The organism is Streptomyces hygroscopicus subsp. hygroscopicus (genome assembly GCF_030269125.1).
Classification (GTDB): Bacteria; Actinomycetota; Actinomycetes; order Streptomycetales; family Streptomycetaceae; genus Streptomyces; species Streptomyces hygroscopicus_C.
In genome coordinates this window covers 181349-197869 of record NZ_BSSM01000002.1, presented here as the reverse complement: position 1 = coordinate 197869, position 16521 = coordinate 181349, and the positions used below count along the sequence as shown (strand labels likewise).

At 73.1% G+C, this 16521-nt stretch carries 20 protein-coding genes and 2 pseudogenes; 13 read left to right on the top strand and 9 right to left on the bottom strand.

Annotation, left to right across the window (positions count from 1 at the left end; genetic code table 11):
• Positions 1-67: 67 nt before the first annotated feature.
• The gene (locus QSK45_RS05390) at positions 68-1030 is read right to left on the bottom strand and encodes a right-handed parallel beta-helix repeat-containing protein (RefSeq protein ID WP_285553750.1); all 963 of its coding nucleotides are present in this window, start codon (positions 1028-1030) and stop codon (positions 68-70) included.
• Positions 1031-1225: 195 nt separating this feature from the next.
• Between QSK45_RS05390 and QSK45_RS05385 the strand changes: the two genes are divergently transcribed.
• The 3 genes from QSK45_RS05385 (at position 1226) to QSK45_RS05375 (ending at position 3316) form a co-directional block, all read left to right on the top strand.
• Positions 1226-2164, top strand: a complete 939-nt coding sequence (locus QSK45_RS05385; protein WP_285553748.1) for a PAC2 family protein — start codon at positions 1226-1228, stop codon at positions 2162-2164.
• Between the two features lie 95 nt (positions 2165-2259).
• The gene (coaE, locus tag QSK45_RS05380) at positions 2260-2886 is read left to right on the top strand and encodes a dephospho-CoA kinase (protein WP_285553746.1); all 627 of its coding nucleotides are present in this window, start codon (positions 2260-2262) and stop codon (positions 2884-2886) included.
• 49 nt (positions 2887-2935) lie between these two features.
• A complete protein-coding gene (locus tag QSK45_RS05375; protein ID WP_285553745.1) occupies positions 2936-3316 on the top strand; it encodes a tetratricopeptide repeat protein in 381 nt (126 codons plus the stop codon).
• 17 nt (positions 3317-3333) lie between these two features.
• Here the strand turns inward: QSK45_RS05375 and QSK45_RS05370 are convergent, their stop codons facing one another.
• Complete coding sequence (locus QSK45_RS05370; RefSeq protein ID WP_285553743.1) at positions 3334-3672, bottom strand: DUF6343 family protein; 339 nt, start codon at positions 3670-3672, stop codon at positions 3334-3336.
• Between the two features lie 211 nt (positions 3673-3883).
• On the opposite strand from QSK45_RS05370, the gene QSK45_RS05365 reads away from it, so the two are divergent.
• Positions 3884-4579 carry a class I SAM-dependent methyltransferase gene (locus QSK45_RS05365; RefSeq protein ID WP_285553741.1) on the top strand — a complete coding sequence of 232 codons (696 nt, stop codon included), beginning with the start codon at positions 3884-3886 and terminating at the stop codon, positions 4577-4579.
• 125 nt (positions 4580-4704) lie between these two features.
• Here the strand turns inward: QSK45_RS05365 and QSK45_RS05360 are convergent, their stop codons facing one another.
• Complete coding sequence (locus tag QSK45_RS05360) at positions 4705-5277, bottom strand: RNA-binding S4 domain-containing protein (RefSeq protein ID WP_285553739.1); 573 nt, start codon at positions 5275-5277, stop codon at positions 4705-4707.
• 177 nt (positions 5278-5454) lie between these two features.
• On the opposite strand from QSK45_RS05360, the gene QSK45_RS05355 reads away from it, so the two are divergent.
• Positions 5455-6156, top strand: coding sequence for a uracil-DNA glycosylase (locus QSK45_RS05355; RefSeq protein ID WP_285553737.1), 702 nt, complete (start codon positions 5455-5457; stop codon positions 6154-6156).
• Positions 6157-6234: 78 nt separating this feature from the next.
• Here the strand turns inward: QSK45_RS05355 and QSK45_RS05350 are convergent, their stop codons facing one another.
• On the bottom strand, positions 6235-6687 hold the full coding sequence (locus QSK45_RS05350; RefSeq protein WP_285553735.1) for a GNAT family N-acetyltransferase: 453 nt from the start codon (positions 6685-6687) through the stop codon (positions 6235-6237).
• Positions 6684-7193: a RidA family protein gene (locus QSK45_RS05345; protein ID WP_285553733.1), complete on the bottom strand. Its 510-nt coding sequence runs from the start codon at positions 7191-7193 to the stop codon at positions 6684-6686. Before QSK45_RS05345 ends, QSK45_RS05350 begins: the two co-directional genes overlap by 4 nt.
• 140 nt (positions 7194-7333) lie before the next feature.
• Between QSK45_RS05345 and QSK45_RS05340 the strand changes: the two genes are divergently transcribed.
• The 3 genes and pseudogenes from QSK45_RS05340 to QSK45_RS05330 all read left to right on the top strand — a co-directional run bounded on the left by QSK45_RS05340 (position 7334) and on the right by QSK45_RS05330 (position 8743).
• Positions 7334-8107: a nucleotidyltransferase domain-containing protein gene (locus QSK45_RS05340; RefSeq protein ID WP_285553732.1), complete on the top strand. Its 774-nt coding sequence runs from the start codon at positions 7334-7336 to the stop codon at positions 8105-8107.
• A gap of 118 nt (positions 8108-8225) precedes the next feature.
• Positions 8226-8415: pseudogene (locus QSK45_RS05335) on the top strand (DUF899 family protein); the annotation flags it as partial.
• A 151-nt stretch (positions 8416-8566) separates the two neighbouring features.
• Complete coding sequence (locus QSK45_RS05330; RefSeq protein ID WP_285553730.1) at positions 8567-8743, top strand: DUF8839 family protein; 177 nt, start codon at positions 8567-8569, stop codon at positions 8741-8743.
• A gap of 23 nt (positions 8744-8766) precedes the next feature.
• On the opposite strand, the gene QSK45_RS05325 is transcribed toward QSK45_RS05330, so the two are convergent.
• Together QSK45_RS05325 and QSK45_RS05320 are read right to left on the bottom strand one after the other, a co-directional pair.
• A complete protein-coding gene (locus QSK45_RS05325) occupies positions 8767-9159 on the bottom strand; it encodes a hypothetical protein (protein WP_285554626.1) in 393 nt (130 codons plus the stop codon).
• A gap of 323 nt (positions 9160-9482) precedes the next feature.
• Positions 9483-10082 (bottom strand): annotated as a pseudogene (locus QSK45_RS05320) (ATP-binding protein); the annotation flags it as partial.
• Between the two features lie 217 nt (positions 10083-10299).
• On the opposite strand from QSK45_RS05320, the gene QSK45_RS05315 reads away from it, so the two are divergent.
• The 3 genes from QSK45_RS05315 (at position 10300) to QSK45_RS05305 (ending at position 12314) form a co-directional block, all read left to right on the top strand.
• A complete protein-coding gene (locus QSK45_RS05315) occupies positions 10300-11160 on the top strand; it encodes a Sco1979 family transcriptional regulator (RefSeq protein WP_285553727.1) in 861 nt (286 codons plus the stop codon).
• Complete coding sequence (locus tag QSK45_RS05310) at positions 11161-11415, top strand: DUF397 domain-containing protein (RefSeq protein WP_285553724.1); 255 nt, start codon at positions 11161-11163, stop codon at positions 11413-11415. It begins immediately after the preceding gene.
• Positions 11416-11504: 89 nt separating this feature from the next.
• Positions 11505-12314 carry an SAM-dependent methyltransferase gene (locus QSK45_RS05305; protein ID WP_285553722.1) on the top strand — a complete coding sequence of 270 codons (810 nt, stop codon included), beginning with the start codon at positions 11505-11507 and terminating at the stop codon, positions 12312-12314.
• 51 nt (positions 12315-12365) lie between these two features.
• Here the strand turns inward: QSK45_RS05305 and QSK45_RS05300 are convergent, their stop codons facing one another.
• Positions 12366-13853 (bottom strand): glutamate synthase subunit beta, encoded by a 1488-nt coding sequence (locus QSK45_RS05300; RefSeq protein WP_285553720.1) that lies wholly within the window; start codon positions 13851-13853, stop codon positions 12366-12368.
• A 379-nt stretch (positions 13854-14232) separates the two neighbouring features.
• Complete coding sequence (locus QSK45_RS05295; protein WP_285553718.1) at positions 14233-14928, bottom strand: DUF2293 domain-containing protein; 696 nt, start codon at positions 14926-14928, stop codon at positions 14233-14235.
• Positions 14929-15127: 199 nt separating this feature from the next.
• Between QSK45_RS05295 and QSK45_RS05290 the strand changes: the two genes are divergently transcribed.
• Positions 15128-15505, top strand: coding sequence for a hypothetical protein (locus QSK45_RS05290; protein ID WP_285553716.1), 378 nt, complete (start codon positions 15128-15130; stop codon positions 15503-15505).
• Positions 15506-15857: 352 nt separating this feature from the next.
• Complete coding sequence (locus tag QSK45_RS05285) at positions 15858-16490, top strand: nucleoside/nucleotide kinase family protein (protein WP_285553715.1); 633 nt, start codon at positions 15858-15860, stop codon at positions 16488-16490.
• Positions 16491-16521: the final 31 nt, after the last annotated feature.

Here is a 16521-nt window from a genome sequence, read left to right as displayed (position 1 = left end):
GGGGTGGGCGCAGCCGCTCGGGCGCCGCGGGTTCGACGCGGCCTGTCGCGCGGTTCCCCGCACCCCCTCAGCCGGTCACCTGGACGTTGGTCAGGCCCTTGCCGTCCGTCACCGTGTTCGAGCTGTAGACCGTCGTCTCGCAGTCGGTGCCGTAGTTGGTGACATCGATGGCCAGCCGGGTGGGTCCCGTGGCTCCCGTCAGGGTCGACGTGTTGCCCTTGAAGACCGTGCCGCAGCCCCATCCCGGCTGCTGGGTGTGGGTCTGGTAGCCGTCGTTGCTGGTGCGGGCGCCGGTGTTGTCCTGGACCAGGACGTCGTTGCCCTTCACGTCGACCCAGGAGTCGTCGTAGTTGGTGCCGGTCAGGCCGCTGCCGTCGAAGGTGTTGCCGATGATCCGCGTCCCGGTCGTGCCCTCCTTGACGTCCACGTTCTCACCGCCCACGTCCGGGCCGATCGTGTTGCCGAGGATCTGCACGCGGTCGCTCCTGTCGGACAGCGTGCCGGCGGTGCCGACGTACACGCCCTCGCCCATGCCGCCGCCGTCGTTCCCGGTGTCGTAGATCCTCGAGTTCCTGATCACGCCGTCCGTGCTGGAGTGCCGGAAGTGCACGCCCTCCATGGCGAGGCCGTGCACCGTGACGCCGTCCACGATCACGCCCTTGGCCGCGTCGATCACGATGCCCTTCTGGCCGCCGGTCACGGTCAGTCCGCTGACCGTCCAGTAGGAGGCGCCGTCCAGATGCAGCCCGTAGCCGCCGCCGGCGGTGAGTACGGCCCTGGCGGAGCCGGTGAGGGTGATGCGGGCGGACGCCGTGGCCGGCGTGGTCGCGTCGAAGTTGCCCGTGTAGGTGCCGTCCGCGAGATGGATCGTGGCGCCTGGCTGCGCGTTCGCGAGGGCGGTCTTCAACTGGGCCGCGGTCGTCACCTCGACGGTCGAGGCGGCGGCGGCCGGGCCCGGTGCGGCGAGAAGCAGACCACCGGTGGCGGTGGCCGCGGCGAGCAGGGAGGTGAGCGGCATGGATATGCGCATGGGGGTGCCTTCCTGTTCCGGGGCGATCTCATACATGAATCACGGCCGCGATGGTGAACGGCGCACCGTGAAGGTACGGACCAGCTGACGGAGCGTCAAGACGGCCCCGAGGGATCGCTGATCACCGGCGTGTCACGGGAATGCCCCCGTTCCGGACCGTGTTGTAGAGAGAGATCAGGAGGAGGAGCGGTCACAGTGCTTGATCCGCAGGGTTTGTACGCATGGGAGCCGAAGGGCCTCGCCGTGGTCGACATGGCGCTCGCCCAGGAATCGGCCGGCCTTGTCATGCTCTACCACTTCGACGGATACATCGACGCGGGCGACACCGGTGACCTCATCGTCGACCGGCTGCTCGATTCACTGCCCCACCAGGTCGTCGTCCGGTTCGACCACGACCGGCTCGTGGACTACCGGGCCCGCCGGCCTCTGCTCACCTTCAAGCGCGACCGCTGGACCGACTACGAGACCCCGGCCATCGAGGTCCACATCGTCCAGGACGCCACCGGAGCGCCCTTCCTGCTGCTGTCCGGGCCCGAGCCGGACGTGGAGTGGGAGCGCTTCTCGACGGCGGTACGGCAGATCGCCGACCGTCTCGGCGTCCGTCTCGCCGTGAACTTCAGCGGCCTGCCCATGGGCGTCCCGCACACCCGCCCCGTGGGCCTCACCCCGCACGGCAACCGCGTCGACCTGATCCCCGGCCGCACCAGCCCCTTCGAGGAGGCCCAGGTGCCCGGCAGCGTGGAGCAGCTGGTCGAGTACCGCCTCATGCAGGCGGGCCACGACGTCCTGGGCGTCGCCGCACACGTCCCGCACTACGTCGCCCGCTCCCCTTACCCGGACGCCGCGCTGACCGTCCTGGAGGCCATCACCGCCGCCACCGGCCTGGTCCTGCCCGGCATCGCGCACTCCCTGCGCACGGAGGCGCGCCGCACCCAGACCGAGATCGACCGGCAGGTCCAGGAGGGTGACGAGGAGCTGACCGCCCTCGTGCAGGGCCTGGAGCACCAGTACGACGCGGCGGCCGGGGCCGAGACCCGGGGCAACATGCTCGCCGAACCGGTGGAGATCCCGTCCGCCGACGAGATCGGACGCGAGTTCGAGCGATTCCTGGCCGAGCGTGAGGGGGAGGCCTGACGTCGGGGGCCGTCAGCGCGGTCCCGGTTTCGGGGCCTGCCGTCGCGGAGCCTCGGGTCCTGCCGTTGTCGGTGGCAGGGCCTAAGCTTCCGCTCATGCTGAAAGTTGGCCTGACCGGCGGCATCGGCGCCGGCAAGAGCGAGGTGTCGCGGCTGCTCGTGGAGCACGGGGCCGTGCTGATCGACGCGGACCGCATCGCGCGCGAGGTCGTGGCGCCCGGTACGCCCGGCCTGGCCGCCGTGGTCGAGGCCTTCGGCGCGGACGTCCTCGCCGAGGACGGCAGCCTCGACCGGCCCCGACTCGGCTCGATCGTCTTCGCCGACCCCGACAGGCTCGCCGTCCTCAACTCGATCGTGCACCCCCTGGTCGGCGCCCGCTCCCGCGAGCTGGAGGAGGCCGCGGCACCCGACGCCGTGGTGATCCACGACGTACCCCTGCTCACCGAGAACGCCCTGGCACCGCTCTACGACCTCGTGGTCCTCGTGGACGCGAGTCCCGAGACCCAGCTCGACCGGCTGACACGGCTGCGCGGGATGACCGAGGAGGACGCCCGTGCCCGGATGGCCGCCCAGGCCACCCGCGAGCAGCGGCACGCGATCGCGGACATCGTGATCGACAACGACGTGCCCCTGGACGCGCTGCGCAAGCGGGTCGACGCGGTCTGGGACGACCTGGTGCGACGGGCCCACGGCGCGTCCGCCGAGGACCGGTCCGCGGAATAGCGACCCCCGCGGGGGCGTTGGAACTCGGGAACGAGGGAAGGACTCTGCCGTGCCCGAGACCAGCGGTTCCCCCGGACCCACTCCGGAGACGCATGTCATCGACTTCCGCGCCGCCGAGCGGCTGCTCCAGGCGCGGGATCCGCGGGGCGCGGTGAAGCTGCTCGACGGAGTCATCGCCGCGCATCCCGAGAACACCGCGGCCCGCCTGCTGCGTGCGCGTGCCTTCTTCGCCGCCGCGCAACTGCGACCCGCCGAACTGGAGTTCACCATCGTCCTGGAGCGGGAGCCGGACAACGCGTTCGCACACTTCGCCCTCGCCCGCACGTACGAGCGCCAGGGCCGCGCCGACCAGGCCAAGCGCCACTACCGGCTGGCGGCGGCGCTGGACCCCAACCCGGAGTATCTGAAGGCGGCGCGGTTCGACGGGTGAACGCCCGACGGGCTCCGTCAGGGGTGCCGGTGGCGCGGCGGCCGGGAGTAGGACGGCCCGCGCCGCGACCACCGGGGGTGGCGGGGGCCGCCCGTACCGTAGTCGCCGGGCGGTTGGTACGGCGGCACGTCGCGGCCCGGCTGGTAGTGCGGGCCCTGCCGGAGGTGTCGGACGATCATGGCGAGGTCGACGGTGACGATCAGCAGCAGCACCCCGCAGGCGATCGCCCAGCCGGGGCGTCCGACGAGCGCGAACACCGCCGTGCCGAAGACCGTCCAGACCAGTCCCCACACACTCAGCCACAACCGCGCCCGCAGAGCACTGCGCGCGGTCGCCGGTTCACTGCCCGTACGCATCGGATCACCACTCCTCCCAGCAACGTACTCTCCTGGCCGACGGCGCGCACCAAGGACGAGCGCCCCGCGTGGGGCGGCGGGGGGCCGTCTCGGCGGGGTCCCGTCCGGCGGCTGACCGCCTCGGCAGGCTCCTGTGCGGGGGCGCATCGCTCGAACGGGTGAACTGGCGTCGAACGGGAACGGGAGGGCGCGAGCGATCCGTTCTCCGGGCATGACGGTCGAGATGCGTGAGGGATACGAGGGCACGGGCACGGGCGCGATCACCCCGGACGGCTGCGCGGTGGAGGTCTACACGCGCCTGCCGATCGGGCCTGAGCCGGACATCATCGCCGCGGCGGTACCGGCCGGGGCGCACATCCTGGAACTGGGCAGCGGGGCGGGCCGTATGACCCACCCTCTGCTGGAGCGCGGCTTCACGGTCACCGCGGTGGACGAGTCCGCGGACATGCTGGCCCGGGTCCGGGGGGCGCGCACCATATGCGGCCCGATCGAGCAACTGGACCTGGGTGACGAGAAGTTCGACGTGGTGATGCTCGCGTCGTTCCTCGTCCACGCCGGGGACGAGGAGGTGCGCCGGGGCCTGCTGCGCACCTGCGCCCGCCACGTGGCCGAGAACGGCTGCGTACTCATCCAGCGGGAGGGCGCGGACTACCACACCGACGTACCGAGAGAACGGGTCGACCCGGCCGGCTTCACGGTACGCATCGCCTCGGTGACCCCGGTCGCGGACGGAGTGGACTCGGTCCACGTGGAGTACGACTTCCCGGACGGCACCTGGACGCAGACCTTCCTCGCCCGGCCCCTGACGAAGGAGCAGTTCGAATCCGCGCTGGAGGAGGCCGGCCTGGAGGTGGACGAGTACCTGACGCCGGACGGGGTCTGGGTGCGGGCGGTGCGGGTGCGGTAGACGCCGTGCGGGCGTGGCGGGCGGGGAGCGGCGAGGTGCCGGCCGGGGGCCGGGCCACCGAAGACGGCCCGGTCGCCCTGGCCGGAGGGAGCGTGAGACCGCTCAGGAGGCCGCGTCCGCGCCCGTCAGCGTCCCCGGGGCCGCCCCTCCTGCCCGCTCATGCCGCTGCTGAACCCCGGCGGCTTGAGGCCGCGCAGGCGTTCCATGTCTCGGCGGTCGCGCTTGGTGGGGCGGCCGGTGCCGCGGTCGCGGAGACCGGCGGGGGCGATCGCCTCGCGGGGCGGCGGCGGAGGGGAGTTGTCGATGTAGCACTGCACGGCCACGGGCGCGCCGACCCGCTTGCGGATGAGGCGCTTGACGATCACCACCCGCTCCCGGCCCTCGTGCCGCAGCCGCACCTCGTCGCCCACCCGCACCGAGTACGCCGGCTTCACCCGCTCACCGTTCACATGCACATGACCTCCACGGCAGGCGGCGGCACCGAGGGAACGCGTCTTGATCAGTCGTACGGCCCAGATCCAGCTGTCGACCCGGACCGTCTCGCCGTTGCCCGGCCCAGCGGCCTCGGCGGCGGCCACCCCGGGATCGACCGGCCCGTCGGCCGGGGCCACGGCGTCGTCGGCGCTCCCGGTGGGATCCGTCCCGCCCGTCCCGCCGGTGCCACGGTTCACGTTCTCGTCCGCATCCTCGGAAGCCATGTCCCGACCCTAACTCCCCGGGCCGGGTGAGCCGGAGCCGTTTTCCGGGGACGGGCGGGGACCCGGGGAAGGGAGGCCCCGTCCCCGGGGACGGGGAGGGGCTGTCGTCCCGGAGGCCGGCCACGCGGCGGCCGGCCATGGGCATGAGCGGCCCCGCCCTGGGCATACGGTGGCCCCATGGACGAGAGCAGCCCCCTTGCCCGGCTGGACCGGCGGGTCACGGGCTGCCGGGCCTGCCCCCGGCTGGTGGAGTGGCGCGAGGAGGTGGCGCGGACCAAGAGGGCCGCGTTCGCGGACTGGACGTACTGGGGCCGCCCGGTACCCGGCTTCGGCCCCGCCGACGCCCGGCTGCTGATCATCGGCCTGGCCCCGGCCGCGCACGGCGGCAACCGCACCGGACGCATGTTCACCGGCGACCGTTCGGGCGATGTGCTGTACCAGGCGCTGTACGACGTGGGGCTCGCCGACCGGCCCACCTCGGTCCGCGTCGACGACGGCCTGGAGCTGTACGGGGTCCGGGTCACCGCCCCCGTGCACTGCGCGCCGCCCGCCAACAAGCCGACACCCGGCGAGCGCGACACCTGCCGCCCCTGGCTGGTCCAGGAGCTGAGGCTGCTGCGTCCGACGCTGCGGGCCGTCGTGGTCCTCGGCGCCTTCGGCTGGCAGGCGGCACTGCCCGCGTTCGCCGAGGCCGGCTGGACCGTGCCGCGCCCCCGTCCGGCCTTCGCCCACGGCACCCGCGTCGCGCTCGACGGCCTGGAACTCTTCGGCTGCTTCCACGTCAGCCAGCGCAACACCTTCACCGGCCGGCTCACCCCCGAGATGCTGCGCGAGGTGCTGCGCGCGGCGGCACGCACCGCCGGGCTACCGGCCTCCTGAGCCGCCCCGGGCGGCCCTGCCACCCGTTCGTGGCTCGGGTTCCCGGCTCGGGCGCCTGGTGTGCCGGAGCGCGCCGGATCAGGGCCGCCAGACGTACCGCACATCCGGCTCCCGTTCCTCGTTGCCGCTGCCGTCCGTGGACTCGGCGACGGTGAAACCGTGCCGTTCGTAGAAGCGGTGCGCTGGTCTGTTGACCTGGAAGGTCCACAGGGTCAGACCCTCGGGACTGCGCTCCTTGGCCAGCGCGACGAACCGGTCCCCGAGCCCCCGCCCCCGCCACCGCGGCTCCAGGTACAGCTGGGACAGCAGTTTCCCGTCGAGCACCATCACCCCGACGACCCGCCCCTCGTCCGTCTCCGCCACCCAGGTCTCCCGCAGCGGCACGACGACGTCCCGGAAGTAGTCGCGCACGTCGCCGTCGGTGCGCGGCCGGACCACCGTGGGCAGCGCGGCGGCGAAGGAGCGCAGCCAGACATCGGCGGCGGCCCGCGCGTCGGCCGCCCGCGCCCGCCGGAGGACGACGCCGGTCACCGTCGTACCCCTGCGTCCGCTGCGCCCCCTGCATTCCTTGTGTCCCCGCCGTCCCCGCCGTCCCCGCCGTCCCTGGCGTCCCCTGTGCTCCCCGCGTCCTCCCGGTCGTCCGGTACCACCGCCGTCGCGGTGATCTCCACCAGCTGCCCGGTGTATCCGAGGCAGGCGACCCCGAGCAGGGTGGAGGAGTGCGGCCCCTCGCTCAGGCCCGAGTTCTCCACGACCTCCCAGACCGCGGACAGCGTCGCCGGCTCGGTGCTCACCACGTACACCTCCGTGGTGAGCACATGCGCCAGATCGCTTCCCACGGCCTGGAGCTGGGCGCGCAGATTGGCGATCACCCGCTCGGCCTGGCGCACCGGGTCGCCCGGACCGACGATCTCGCCGCGTTCGTCGAGCGGCACGGCCCCGGCGAGGAACGCGAGCTTCGTGCCCGCCTCGACGACGGAGGCGTGGGAGTAGGCGGGCGGCGGGAAAAGGGCGGGGACGGTGACACGCTGGATCATGGACCTGCTCCTACGACGGTCAGCGGACAACCTCCCGATCATCCGCCCCCGCCCGGCGCGCGCGCACCCCGATTTCCCGGCCCCCCAGGGACACGGACGAAACCGGGAGCCGACCCCCGCCCATGACGCAGGCTGGTCCCATGCCTCACCTCTCCGACCCGGACTTCCTCTCCGCCACCGCCGACCGGCTCGCCGCGCTCCCCACCGTCCGCGCGGTGGCCCTCGGCGGCTCCCGGGCGCAGGGCACCCACCGCCCGGACAGCGACTGGGACCTCGCCGTCTACTACCGCGGCCCCTTCGACCCGGCCGACCTGCGCGCCCTCGGCTGGCCCGGCGAGGTCTCAGAGATCGGCGGCTGGGGCGGCGGCGTCTTCAACGGCGGTGCCTGGCTGACCGTCGAGGGGCGGCGCGTCGATGTGCACTACCGCGATCTGGACGTCGTGGAACACGAGTTGGCCGAGGCGGAGCAGGGACGGTTCCGGGTGGAGCCGCTGCTGTTCCATCTCGCCGGCATACCCACCTACCTGGTCGTCGCCGAACTCGCCCTCAACCAGGTGCTCCGCGGCGAACCGCCCCGCCCGGCCGGCTATCCCGAGCGGCTGCGCCGTACCGCCGCCGAGCGCTGGGGCGGCACCGCCCGCGCCACCCTCGGCTACGCCAAGGCCAACCACGCGCCCCAGGGCCGCCTCACGGAGACCGCGGGTGCCCTCGCCACCGCCGCGACGCAGGCGGCCCACGCGGTACTCGCGGCCCGCGGTGAGTGGGTCACCAACGAGAAACGGCTGCTGGAGCGGGCCGCACTGCGGGAGTTCGACACGCTGACGGCCGGCCTGCGGGCCACGCCCGACGCCCTGGTCGCGGCCGTCACCAGGGCCGAGGAGATCGTCGCCGGCGCGCTGCCCCCGCCTTCGTGAACACCGCCTTGGTGAACGCCGCCGTCGTAAACCCCGTGGAGAAATCCCCGCCCACGGTGATGAGTTCGGCGTCCGACACGGGTCACCACCCCGAACCGACCGTCGGACAGGAGGGCCCATGTCGCTACCGGAGACCGTCTCGCGCGAGCAGTGGCGCGCCGCGCGCGAGGACTTGCGGTGCCGGGAGGAGCCGGTCGGACGGGCGCGCGGCCCTCGGCGCCGAGCGGTGGCGGCTGCCCATGGCCGAAATCGACCCCGAGTGCCTCTTCGAGGGCGGCGACGGCAGGGCCGCACTCCTCGATCTTTTCTGGACGGTGCGACTCCTGTCACTGCGTGACCGAGTCGTCACGGTATGTGCCAAGTCTGCGTCGGGTGTGTCTCAGTCGGGTCACTGGACGAGGCGTTCGGCCCCTCCGGAGCGTTGACTCCTAGCAGGACGACGCTTTCTGGAGGTGCGCGATGGTGAACGGGCGAACGGTGCTCGAGCGCTTTCCCGCCGGGGGCCCGCGCGGATCGTGGCCCGCGGAGGAGTTCGCGCACGCGCGCCGTCTGGAGGGCCTGCCCGCCGAGGTCGTCATGGACCTCGCGACGGACACGTTCCTGGTGATCGTGCGGGGGAGCGAGGCGGCCGAGTGACCCCGGCCCGGTGACGGCGGGTTCTACGCCGTGATGGTGCGCGACCAGTCCGGGGTCGTGCCCGTCGCCCGGCACAGCGCCAGGTAGAGGGGGATCGGCGGGGTGTACGGCACCGTGCCCCCGGGGCGGTGGACCAGCCGGGCGGCACCCTTGATGAGGGCACCCGGCGCGTACTGCGCGGGCGCCGGCCAGGGGAGCGCGTAGTCGGAGTCCGACGGGACGATCCACCACCAGTGCGCGTCGTCGGCGTACACGCATCCCAGCCGCGGCAGCCGCGACACGACGAGCGGCCCGAGCCGGTCGGGCACGCCCACGGCGTCACAGCCGAGCGGCACCGTCATGCCGTCCGGCACCTGGAGGCGGTGCAGCGGGGCCGCGGCCGGTCGCCGGCGCTGCAACCGCACCAGGGTGTCCATCCCCAGCGCCCGTTCGGACCCGGCGGTCTCCGAACGGACGTCGAGGCGCCTGCCGGAACCCCGGGCGTCGTGCCGCCCCCGGCCCGTCGCGCCGGTCACGGCCGCTCCCGGCCGAGGCGCTGCTCGGGGGCCCGGTGCGGCCGGCACTCCGGGACGCCGTACCGCTCCTGCGTTCCGGAGTGCCGGTGGTCAGGACCCCGCAGCGGGGGCCGGCCGGACGCCTCGTACGAAGGGTGTTGCGCCGGTACCCGGTGCGCGGGCTGCTCCAGCGTGTTCCAGAGCCGGCCGGCGCCCGTGCCGCGGTCCGCGCCGTGGTCCATGTCGTGGTCCTCGACGGGTTCGCCGTCGCCCGTGCCGTCCGGCTGGTCCGGCTTGGGGCGGGCGGCACCCCAGCCGAGGTCGTCGCGCGGCTCGGCGCACCCGGGGGCCGCCTCGCCGCGGCGGGCCAGCTCGGCCCAGACCAGCAGCCCGGAGCCGTACTCCTGCGCGCCCCAGGACCGGCACAGCGCCTCGACGAGGAGCAACCCCCTCCCGTGCTCCTCGTCGGGGCGCTGCGGGGACGGGTGGGGTTCGCCGGGGGCGCAGCCCTCGTCGCGCACGGCGATGCGCACCAGGTCGTCGTGGTCGTGCAACTCGCACACGACCCGCGTGCTCGCGGTGTGCACGATCGCGTTGGTGACCAGCTCCGACACGACCAGGGCCGCGCTGTCACAGGTGTCCGCGCACACCGACCAGCCGGTCAGCCGGGCATGTGCCAGGCGCCGCGCCCGGGAGACGGAACCCGGATGTGCGGCCAGCTCGAAGCGGAACCGGCGCTCGACGGCGGCACCGCCCATGGGGGGCACCGTCGCGGTGGCGCCGCGACCGGGGCGGTCTGCGGCGGCGTCTGTTCCTAAGGGCGCGGACGGAATCACGCCTGCCACTATCGCCCCGCCGTGGACACTTGGCAAGGGTCACTCTGAAAATTGCAGAGTGCGGTGTGACTCGGTCAGACGCCGTGGCACACTGCTCGCAACAGCACGTCGAGCGGCGCCAATTGGGTCCATCGGAGGTCCGACCCGGTCTTCCGATGAGCCTTCGAACGGCGCCGCAGGGCTGTCAGGGTTCCTTTCGGTGAAGGCTTTCGGTGGAGGTGGGAGCGTGAGCGAGCCGCGGTCCGCGCCGACGGTGGGTCAGGTGGTCCTCGGACGACGCCTGCTGGACCTGCGGGAGCGCGCCGGACTGAAGCGCGAGGACGCCGCCCGGATACTGCGCGTCGCCCCCGCGACCGTCCGCCGTATGGAGATGGCCGAGGTCGGGTTCAAGATCCCCTACCTCCAGCTGCTGCTGAAGGCGTACGGCGTCCCGGAGGACGAGGCCGAGGCCTTCGTCCAGCTGGCCGAGGAGGCCAACCGCCCCGGCTGGTGGCAGCGTTTCCACGACATCCTGCCGGGCTGGTTCTCCATGTACGTCAGCCTGGAGGGCGCCGCGAGCCTCATCCGCTCCTACGAGCCGCACTTCGTCCCCGGACTGCTCCAGACCGAGGACTACGCGCGCGGGGTGCTCCGGTCCGGGGCGATCGGCCAGACCAGCCCGGACGACATCGAGCGCCATGTCGCGCTGCGCATGCAGCGCCAGCAGCTGCTCACCCGCCCTGACGCGCCCCGGTTCTGGGTCGTGATGGACGAGACCGCCCTGCGCCGCCCCGTCGGCGGCCCCGAGGTGATGCGCGCCCAGCTCCAGCGGCTCATCGAGGCCGCGAGCCTGCCGAACGTGACGCTCCAGATCGCTCCGTTCGAGAACGGCCCGCACCCGGGGACGTACGGGCCCTTCGTGCTGTTCCGATTCGCCATGTCAGAACTGCCGGACATGGTCTACAGCGAGTACCTGACCGGCGCCGTCTATCTCGACGCGCGCGCCGAGGTGGCGACCCACCTCGAGGTCATGGACCGCATGGCGGCGCAGGCCGCCACGGCGCAACGCACCAAAGAGATCCTCCGGGATCTTTGCAAGGAGCTGTGAATGAAACACATCAAGTCGCGTGCCCGCGTCTACAACGGCATGCCCGCGAGGGAGCTGGGCAGCGAGGGCTGGCACAAGCCCTGGAGCGGCGGCAACGGCGGCAACTGCCTGGAGGCCATGAAACTGGCCGACGGCCGCATCGCCGTACGTCAGTCCACCGATCCCGACGGGCCCGCCCTGATCTACACCACGGACGAGATGACCGCCTTCATAGAAGGCGCCAAGGCGGGGGAGGCCGACTTCCTGCTTTCCTGACACGTGTCGCCTGTGTTGTTACTTGCTCGACTTCTCAGCTTGAAACCAGACTTGACAATCCATCACCGCAGACGTTTACGGAGTGCCGCATGAGCGGGCAGGACCCGACGGCCGTAGAGATCGACACCAGCAAACCGCATCCCGCTCGGATGTACGACTGGTACCTCGGGGGCAAGGACAACTACCCCGTCGACGAGGAGATGGGCCGCCAGATGCTGGCCCTCGAACCCCGGGTGCCGGTCATGGCCCGGGTCAACCGCGCCTTCATGCACCGCGCCACCAGGTGGCTGGCCCAGCAGGGCGTACGGCAGTTCCTGGACATCGGCACCGGCATACCGACCGAGCCGAACCTGCACCAGGTCGCCCAGGAGATCGCGCCCGACGCGCGGGTCGTCTACTGCGACAACGACCCGATCGTGCTGGCCCACGCGGCGGCCCTGCTGCGCAGCACGCCCCAGGGCGCCACCGAGTACCTCCAGGCCGATGTGCGCGACCCGGACGCGATCATCGCCGGCGCCCGGGAGGTCCTCGACCTCAAGCAGCCGGTCGCCCTCTCCATGATCGCCCTGCTGCACTTCATCACGGACGCGGACGGCGCCCACGAGCTCGTCGGGCGGCTGCTGTCGGAACTGCCCTCCGGCAGCTACCTGATGATGACCCACGCCACGTCCGACTTCACCCCCGAGGAGTCCGCCACCGCCACCGACAAGCTCAAGGGCGCCGGCATCACCATCTCCCTGCGCTCCCGCACGGAGTTCACCCGCTTCTTCGACGGCCTCGAACTGGTCGAGCCCGGCGTGGAGATCGTCCACAAGTGGCACCCCGAACTGGGCGAACCGGTCCCGGGCCAGGACGACGGCGTGATCCCGGGGTACGGCGCGGTGGCTCGCAAGCCGTAACCGTCCGGGGCGGTCCAGGGGCGGCGTCCACCGCGGTGGGCGCCGCCCCCCTCACACCCGCATCGGCTTGTCCCCGGGCGATACCGGCGCGGGCAGCTGCGAGCCGCCCGTCAGGTACCGGTCGACGGCCGCCGCCACGGCCCGTCCCTCCGCGATCGCCCAGACGATCAAGGACTGCCCGCGCGCCGCGTCCCCGGCGGCGAACACCCCGGGCACGTTGGTCGCGAAACCGTCGTCCCGCGCGATCGTGCCGCGCGCGTCGAGCACCAGCCCCAGCTGGTCGATCAGCCCGTCCCCCCGGTCCGGACCGGAGAACCCGAGCGCCAGCAGCACCAGATCGGCGGGGATCGTCCGCCCGGTGCCCGGCACCGGCCGCCGCCGTTCGTCCACCTCCACCAGCTCCAGCGCCCGTACATGCCCGCCGTCGTCCCCGGTGAAACGCAGCGTCGACGCCGCGAACAGCCGCGCGTCCGCGTCCGCCGCCGGTGCCGTGCCCAGTTGTCCCGCCTCCTCGTGCGCGGGCGACAACCGGTAGATCTTCGGGTACGTCGGCCACGGCTCCGCGTACTCGTCCCGCTCCGCTCCCGGCTGCGCGTAGATGTCCAGTTGGGTCACGGACGCCGCGCCCTCCCGCACCGCCGTCCCCAGACAGTCCGCCCCGGTGTCCCCGCCGCCGACGATCACCACGTGCCGCCCCGCCGCCGACAACGGCGAGACCTCCAGATCCCCCTCGCCGACCCGGTTGGCCAGCGGCAGGTACCGCATCGCCTGGTGTATGCCCTCCAGTTCCCGTCCCGGCACCTGGAGCTCGCGCCACGCCGTGGCACCCGTGGCGAGCACGACCGCGTCGTACCGCGTCCGCAACTCCGCCGCGTCGACGTCCCGCCCGACCGCCGTCGACGTACGGAACCTCGTCCCCTCGGCCCGCATCTGCCCCAGCCGCCGCTCCAGATGCCGCTTCTCCATCTTGAACGAGGGGATGCCGTACCGCATCAGTCCCCCGATCCGGTCGTCCTTCTCGTACACCGCGACCGTGTGCCCGGCCCGGGTCAGCTGCTGTGCCGCCGCGAGTCCGGTGGGCCCGGAGCCGATGACGGCGACCGTCTTCCCGGACAGCCGCTCCGGCACCCGCGGCGGCACGAACCCCTCTTCCCACGCCCGGTCGGCTATCGCGCACTCGACGTTCTTGATGGTGACGGCCGGCTGGTTGATCGCCAGCACACACCCCGCCTCGCACGGCGCCGGACACAACCGGCCCGTGAACTCCGGGAAGTTGTTCGTCGCGTGCAACCGGTCGCTCGCCGACCGCCAGTCCTTCCGGGCCACCAGATCGTTCCACTCGGGGATGAGGTTGCCCAGCGGGCAGGCGTCATGGCAGAAGGGGACCCCGCAGTCCATGCACCGGTCCGCCTGCTTGCTGATGATCGGCAGCAGCGCGCCCGGCTCGTACACCTCGTCCCAGTCCCGCACCCGCTCCTCGACGGGTCGCCGCGCCCACTCCTGACGCGGCGTGGTCATGAACCCCTTGGGATCGGCCATGATCATCTTCCTCGCCTACGGGCACCGCGGCCGACCGCCCAGGCCGTACACCACCGGGCGGCACGTATCGGCACTCTTCCGGCCACGATACGTCTGGGTGGGGGGCGGCGCAGGGTGGGCGGGGGAGGGGGCGGGGTGAGCCTGGTGGTGGAGGTGGCGCGCGGGCAGGAGCGGAGCCGGATCCGGGACTGGGGCCGAGGCCCGGGGCCCGAGGAGCGAGGCGGAGCGGGTCGCCCCGGAGGACGCCGAGGCCGAGCGGATCGCCGCAGCCGAGAGGGAGTCCCCGGCCGAGAGAGGTCCTCCGGGGCGGGGGAGGTCCTCCGGGGCGGGGGAGACACCGCTCGCGCTCGGTGACCGAGGGAGTGGCGCCCCCGTACTCTCAGCCCCCACCCTCCGCAGTCCTCTGCCACGTCCGCAGCACATCTTCCACGGCCGGGGCGATCCGGCGCCGGGCCTCGTACCGCGGCACCCCGTTCATCAGCAGCTGGTCGTACGGCGTGTCCGCATGCCGTACGCCCGCCACGACCGCCGAGATCACCGCACTCTCGGACAGCGCCCGCCCCGCCGCGCTGCGCCCCACCCGCCCGCTGCCCCGCACGGAGGCGTGCGCAGCCGTCGCCCGCGCCCGCTCCGCCGGACAGCCCGGGAACAGCCGGAGGATCTCCGCCGCGAACGCCGCCGCGAACCGCTCGTCCTCCACCGTCCTGCGCCGCGCGTCCCGTGCCCGCCGCCGACGCCGTGCCTCCGCGTCCGCCAGGCACCGCTCCTCGGCACGGGCCAGCGCCGCCTCCTCCACGAGCACACCCTGCCGCTCGTAACGGCCCTTGCGCCGGTTGAACCGCACCACCACCGCCGACAACCCGCTCTCCTCCCGCGACCTGCGGGTCAGCGCCGTGTCACCTCGCGGCACAAGGACCAGATGCCCGAGATCCGCGCAGTCCAGGCAGCGCGGGGCGCCGTCCTCGAACACCAGCAGCGACAGTGGCCCACGCCGACAGGCGGAACAGCGCTTGTGCCTGAGAGGCTGGATGACGACAAACCCGCCGGGGTGATGGGGAGTTGAGGTGATTCCCATACTCCTTTCCTTCCCCGCCCCCGTCCGCGTCTCCCTTCCGCCTCCGTGGCGGGTGATCCCGTCTCCTGCCAGACTGGCCGCTTCCTGACCAAGGACGGATCGAGGGGGCAGACGGGTGGGGGCACGCGGGCCGGTGCGGTGGGGGCGACGTCTGGTCGCGGTGGCGTTGGCGGCAGTGGTCGGGGGGATCTCCTGGTGGGTGAAGGACCGCCTCGACGCACAGGTGCGATTCGCCGCGGTCCCCTCGCCGGCCTCGCTCGTCGGAACCTGGAAGCTGGAGGACGTCACGACCGGGCAGATCCGGTTCACCGGCGACGACCGGTTCACGGCCACCGCCCTGCCCTTGGAGGTGTTCACGGTCCCGTCGGACGGGACGTTCGCCGGCGGCGGCAGCTGGAGCATCGACGACGGCGGGCGGTCCGTGGCGCTGGAGCCGGACTCCCCGCCGTCTGGGGCGAGTTCGGATGAGCAGCCCTCCCTGGCCGTCGTGCGCAACAGCGACGGCATCCGGCTGTGCGTGCTCTCCGGCGATCCCGGAGTCCTCTGCGACCACCTGCTGCGGCGCGTCACCACGTGACGCCCCCCGCCCGGCCGAGCGGCAGGAACGGTCACACACCCCGCTCCTGCCGTCCGGCCCTGCCGTCCGGTCCTGCGCGACCGGGCCCTTGGCCGACGCTGCTTCCCTCGCATGTGACGATCACCCTTCGGCCGCCCCACGACATCACGCGGTGAAGTCCGGGACCCTCGGCCCACGCGTCACCGGGCCTTTGCCACACCTCCGGTCCCCGCACCTCCGGTCCCCGCACCTCCGGTCCCCGCACCTCCGGTCTCCGCACCTCCGGTCTCCGCACCTCCGGTCTCCGCACCTCCGGTCCCCGCAGCTCCGGCCCACGCCGCCTCTCCCCGGCCCGACCCGGCATCATGGCCCTGTGCGACTCGAAGCGATCACCTGGGAACGGCTCGCCGAACTGCTCGCCGACCGGGTGGCCGGGCTGGAGGCGGCCGACGGTGGTGCCTGGCTGCGCGTCGGCTTCGACGGGGCCCCGGCCGCCCGACCCGGGGACCTGGCCGAGCGCGTCGGAGAGGCGCTGCGGGTGCGCGGCCGGCCCTCGCTGGTCGTCGGCGCCGAGGGTTTCCTGCGCCCCGCCTCCCTGCGCCTGGAACACGGACGGCGGGACGTGGAGTCGTACTACGGCGGCTGGCTCGACACCGGTGCCCTGTGGCGTGAGGTGTTCGGCCCGCTCGACCCCGGCGGCAGCGGGCGTGTCCTGCCCGATCTGTGGGACCCGGCCACCGACCGCGCCACCCGCAGTCCGTACGTCCGACTCCCGCCCGGTGGCGTCCTGTTGCTCCACGGCCCCCTTCTGCTGCGCCACTGGTTCCCGTTCGACCTGACCGTCCACGTCCTCCTCTCCCCGGCCGCCCTGCGCCGCCGTACCCCCGAAACCGACCACTGGACGCTCCCCGCCTTCGAGCGCTACGAGACGGAGACCGACCCGGCCGGCACGGCGGACGTCCTCGTCCGCGCCGACGACCCGCGCCACCCCGCCTGGCGCGGCTGACCACCGACGCCCGCTCCGGACCCACCGGCAC

Excerpts from the sequence above, each read along its gene's own strand:
- QSK45_RS05390 (WP_285553750.1), bottom strand. The coding sequence starts at position 1,030 with ATGCGCATATCCATGCCGCTCACCTCCCTGCTCGCCGCGGCCACCGCC.
- coaE (WP_285553746.1), top strand. The coding sequence starts at position 2,260 with ATGCTGAAAGTTGGCCTGACCGGCGGCATCGGCGCCGGCAAGAGCGAG.
- QSK45_RS05370 (WP_285553743.1), bottom strand. The coding sequence starts at position 3,672 with ATGCGTACGGGCAGTGAACCGGCGACCGCGCGCAGTGCTCTGCGGGCG.
- QSK45_RS05365 (WP_285553741.1), top strand. The coding sequence starts at position 3,884 with ATGACGGTCGAGATGCGTGAGGGATACGAGGGCACGGGCACGGGCGCG.
- QSK45_RS05360 (WP_285553739.1), bottom strand. The coding sequence starts at position 5,277 with ATGGCTTCCGAGGATGCGGACGAGAACGTGAACCGTGGCACCGGCGGG.
- QSK45_RS05355 (WP_285553737.1), top strand. The coding sequence starts at position 5,455 with ATGGACGAGAGCAGCCCCCTTGCCCGGCTGGACCGGCGGGTCACGGGC.
- QSK45_RS05345 (WP_285553733.1), bottom strand. The coding sequence starts at position 7,193 with ATGATCCAGCGTGTCACCGTCCCCGCCCTTTTCCCGCCGCCCGCCTAC.
- QSK45_RS05340 (WP_285553732.1), top strand. The coding sequence starts at position 7,334 with ATGCCTCACCTCTCCGACCCGGACTTCCTCTCCGCCACCGCCGACCGG.
- QSK45_RS05330 (WP_285553730.1), top strand. The coding sequence starts at position 8,567 with ATGGTGAACGGGCGAACGGTGCTCGAGCGCTTTCCCGCCGGGGGCCCG.
- QSK45_RS05325 (WP_285554626.1), bottom strand. The coding sequence starts at position 9,159 with ATGGACACCCTGGTGCGGTTGCAGCGCCGGCGACCGGCCGCGGCCCCG.
- QSK45_RS05310 (WP_285553724.1), top strand. The coding sequence starts at position 11,161 with ATGAAACACATCAAGTCGCGTGCCCGCGTCTACAACGGCATGCCCGCG.
- QSK45_RS05305 (WP_285553722.1), top strand. The coding sequence starts at position 11,505 with ATGAGCGGGCAGGACCCGACGGCCGTAGAGATCGACACCAGCAAACCG.
- QSK45_RS05300 (WP_285553720.1), bottom strand. The coding sequence starts at position 13,853 with ATGGCCGATCCCAAGGGGTTCATGACCACGCCGCGTCAGGAGTGGGCG.
- QSK45_RS05295 (WP_285553718.1), bottom strand. The coding sequence starts at position 14,928 with ATGGGAATCACCTCAACTCCCCATCACCCCGGCGGGTTTGTCGTCATC.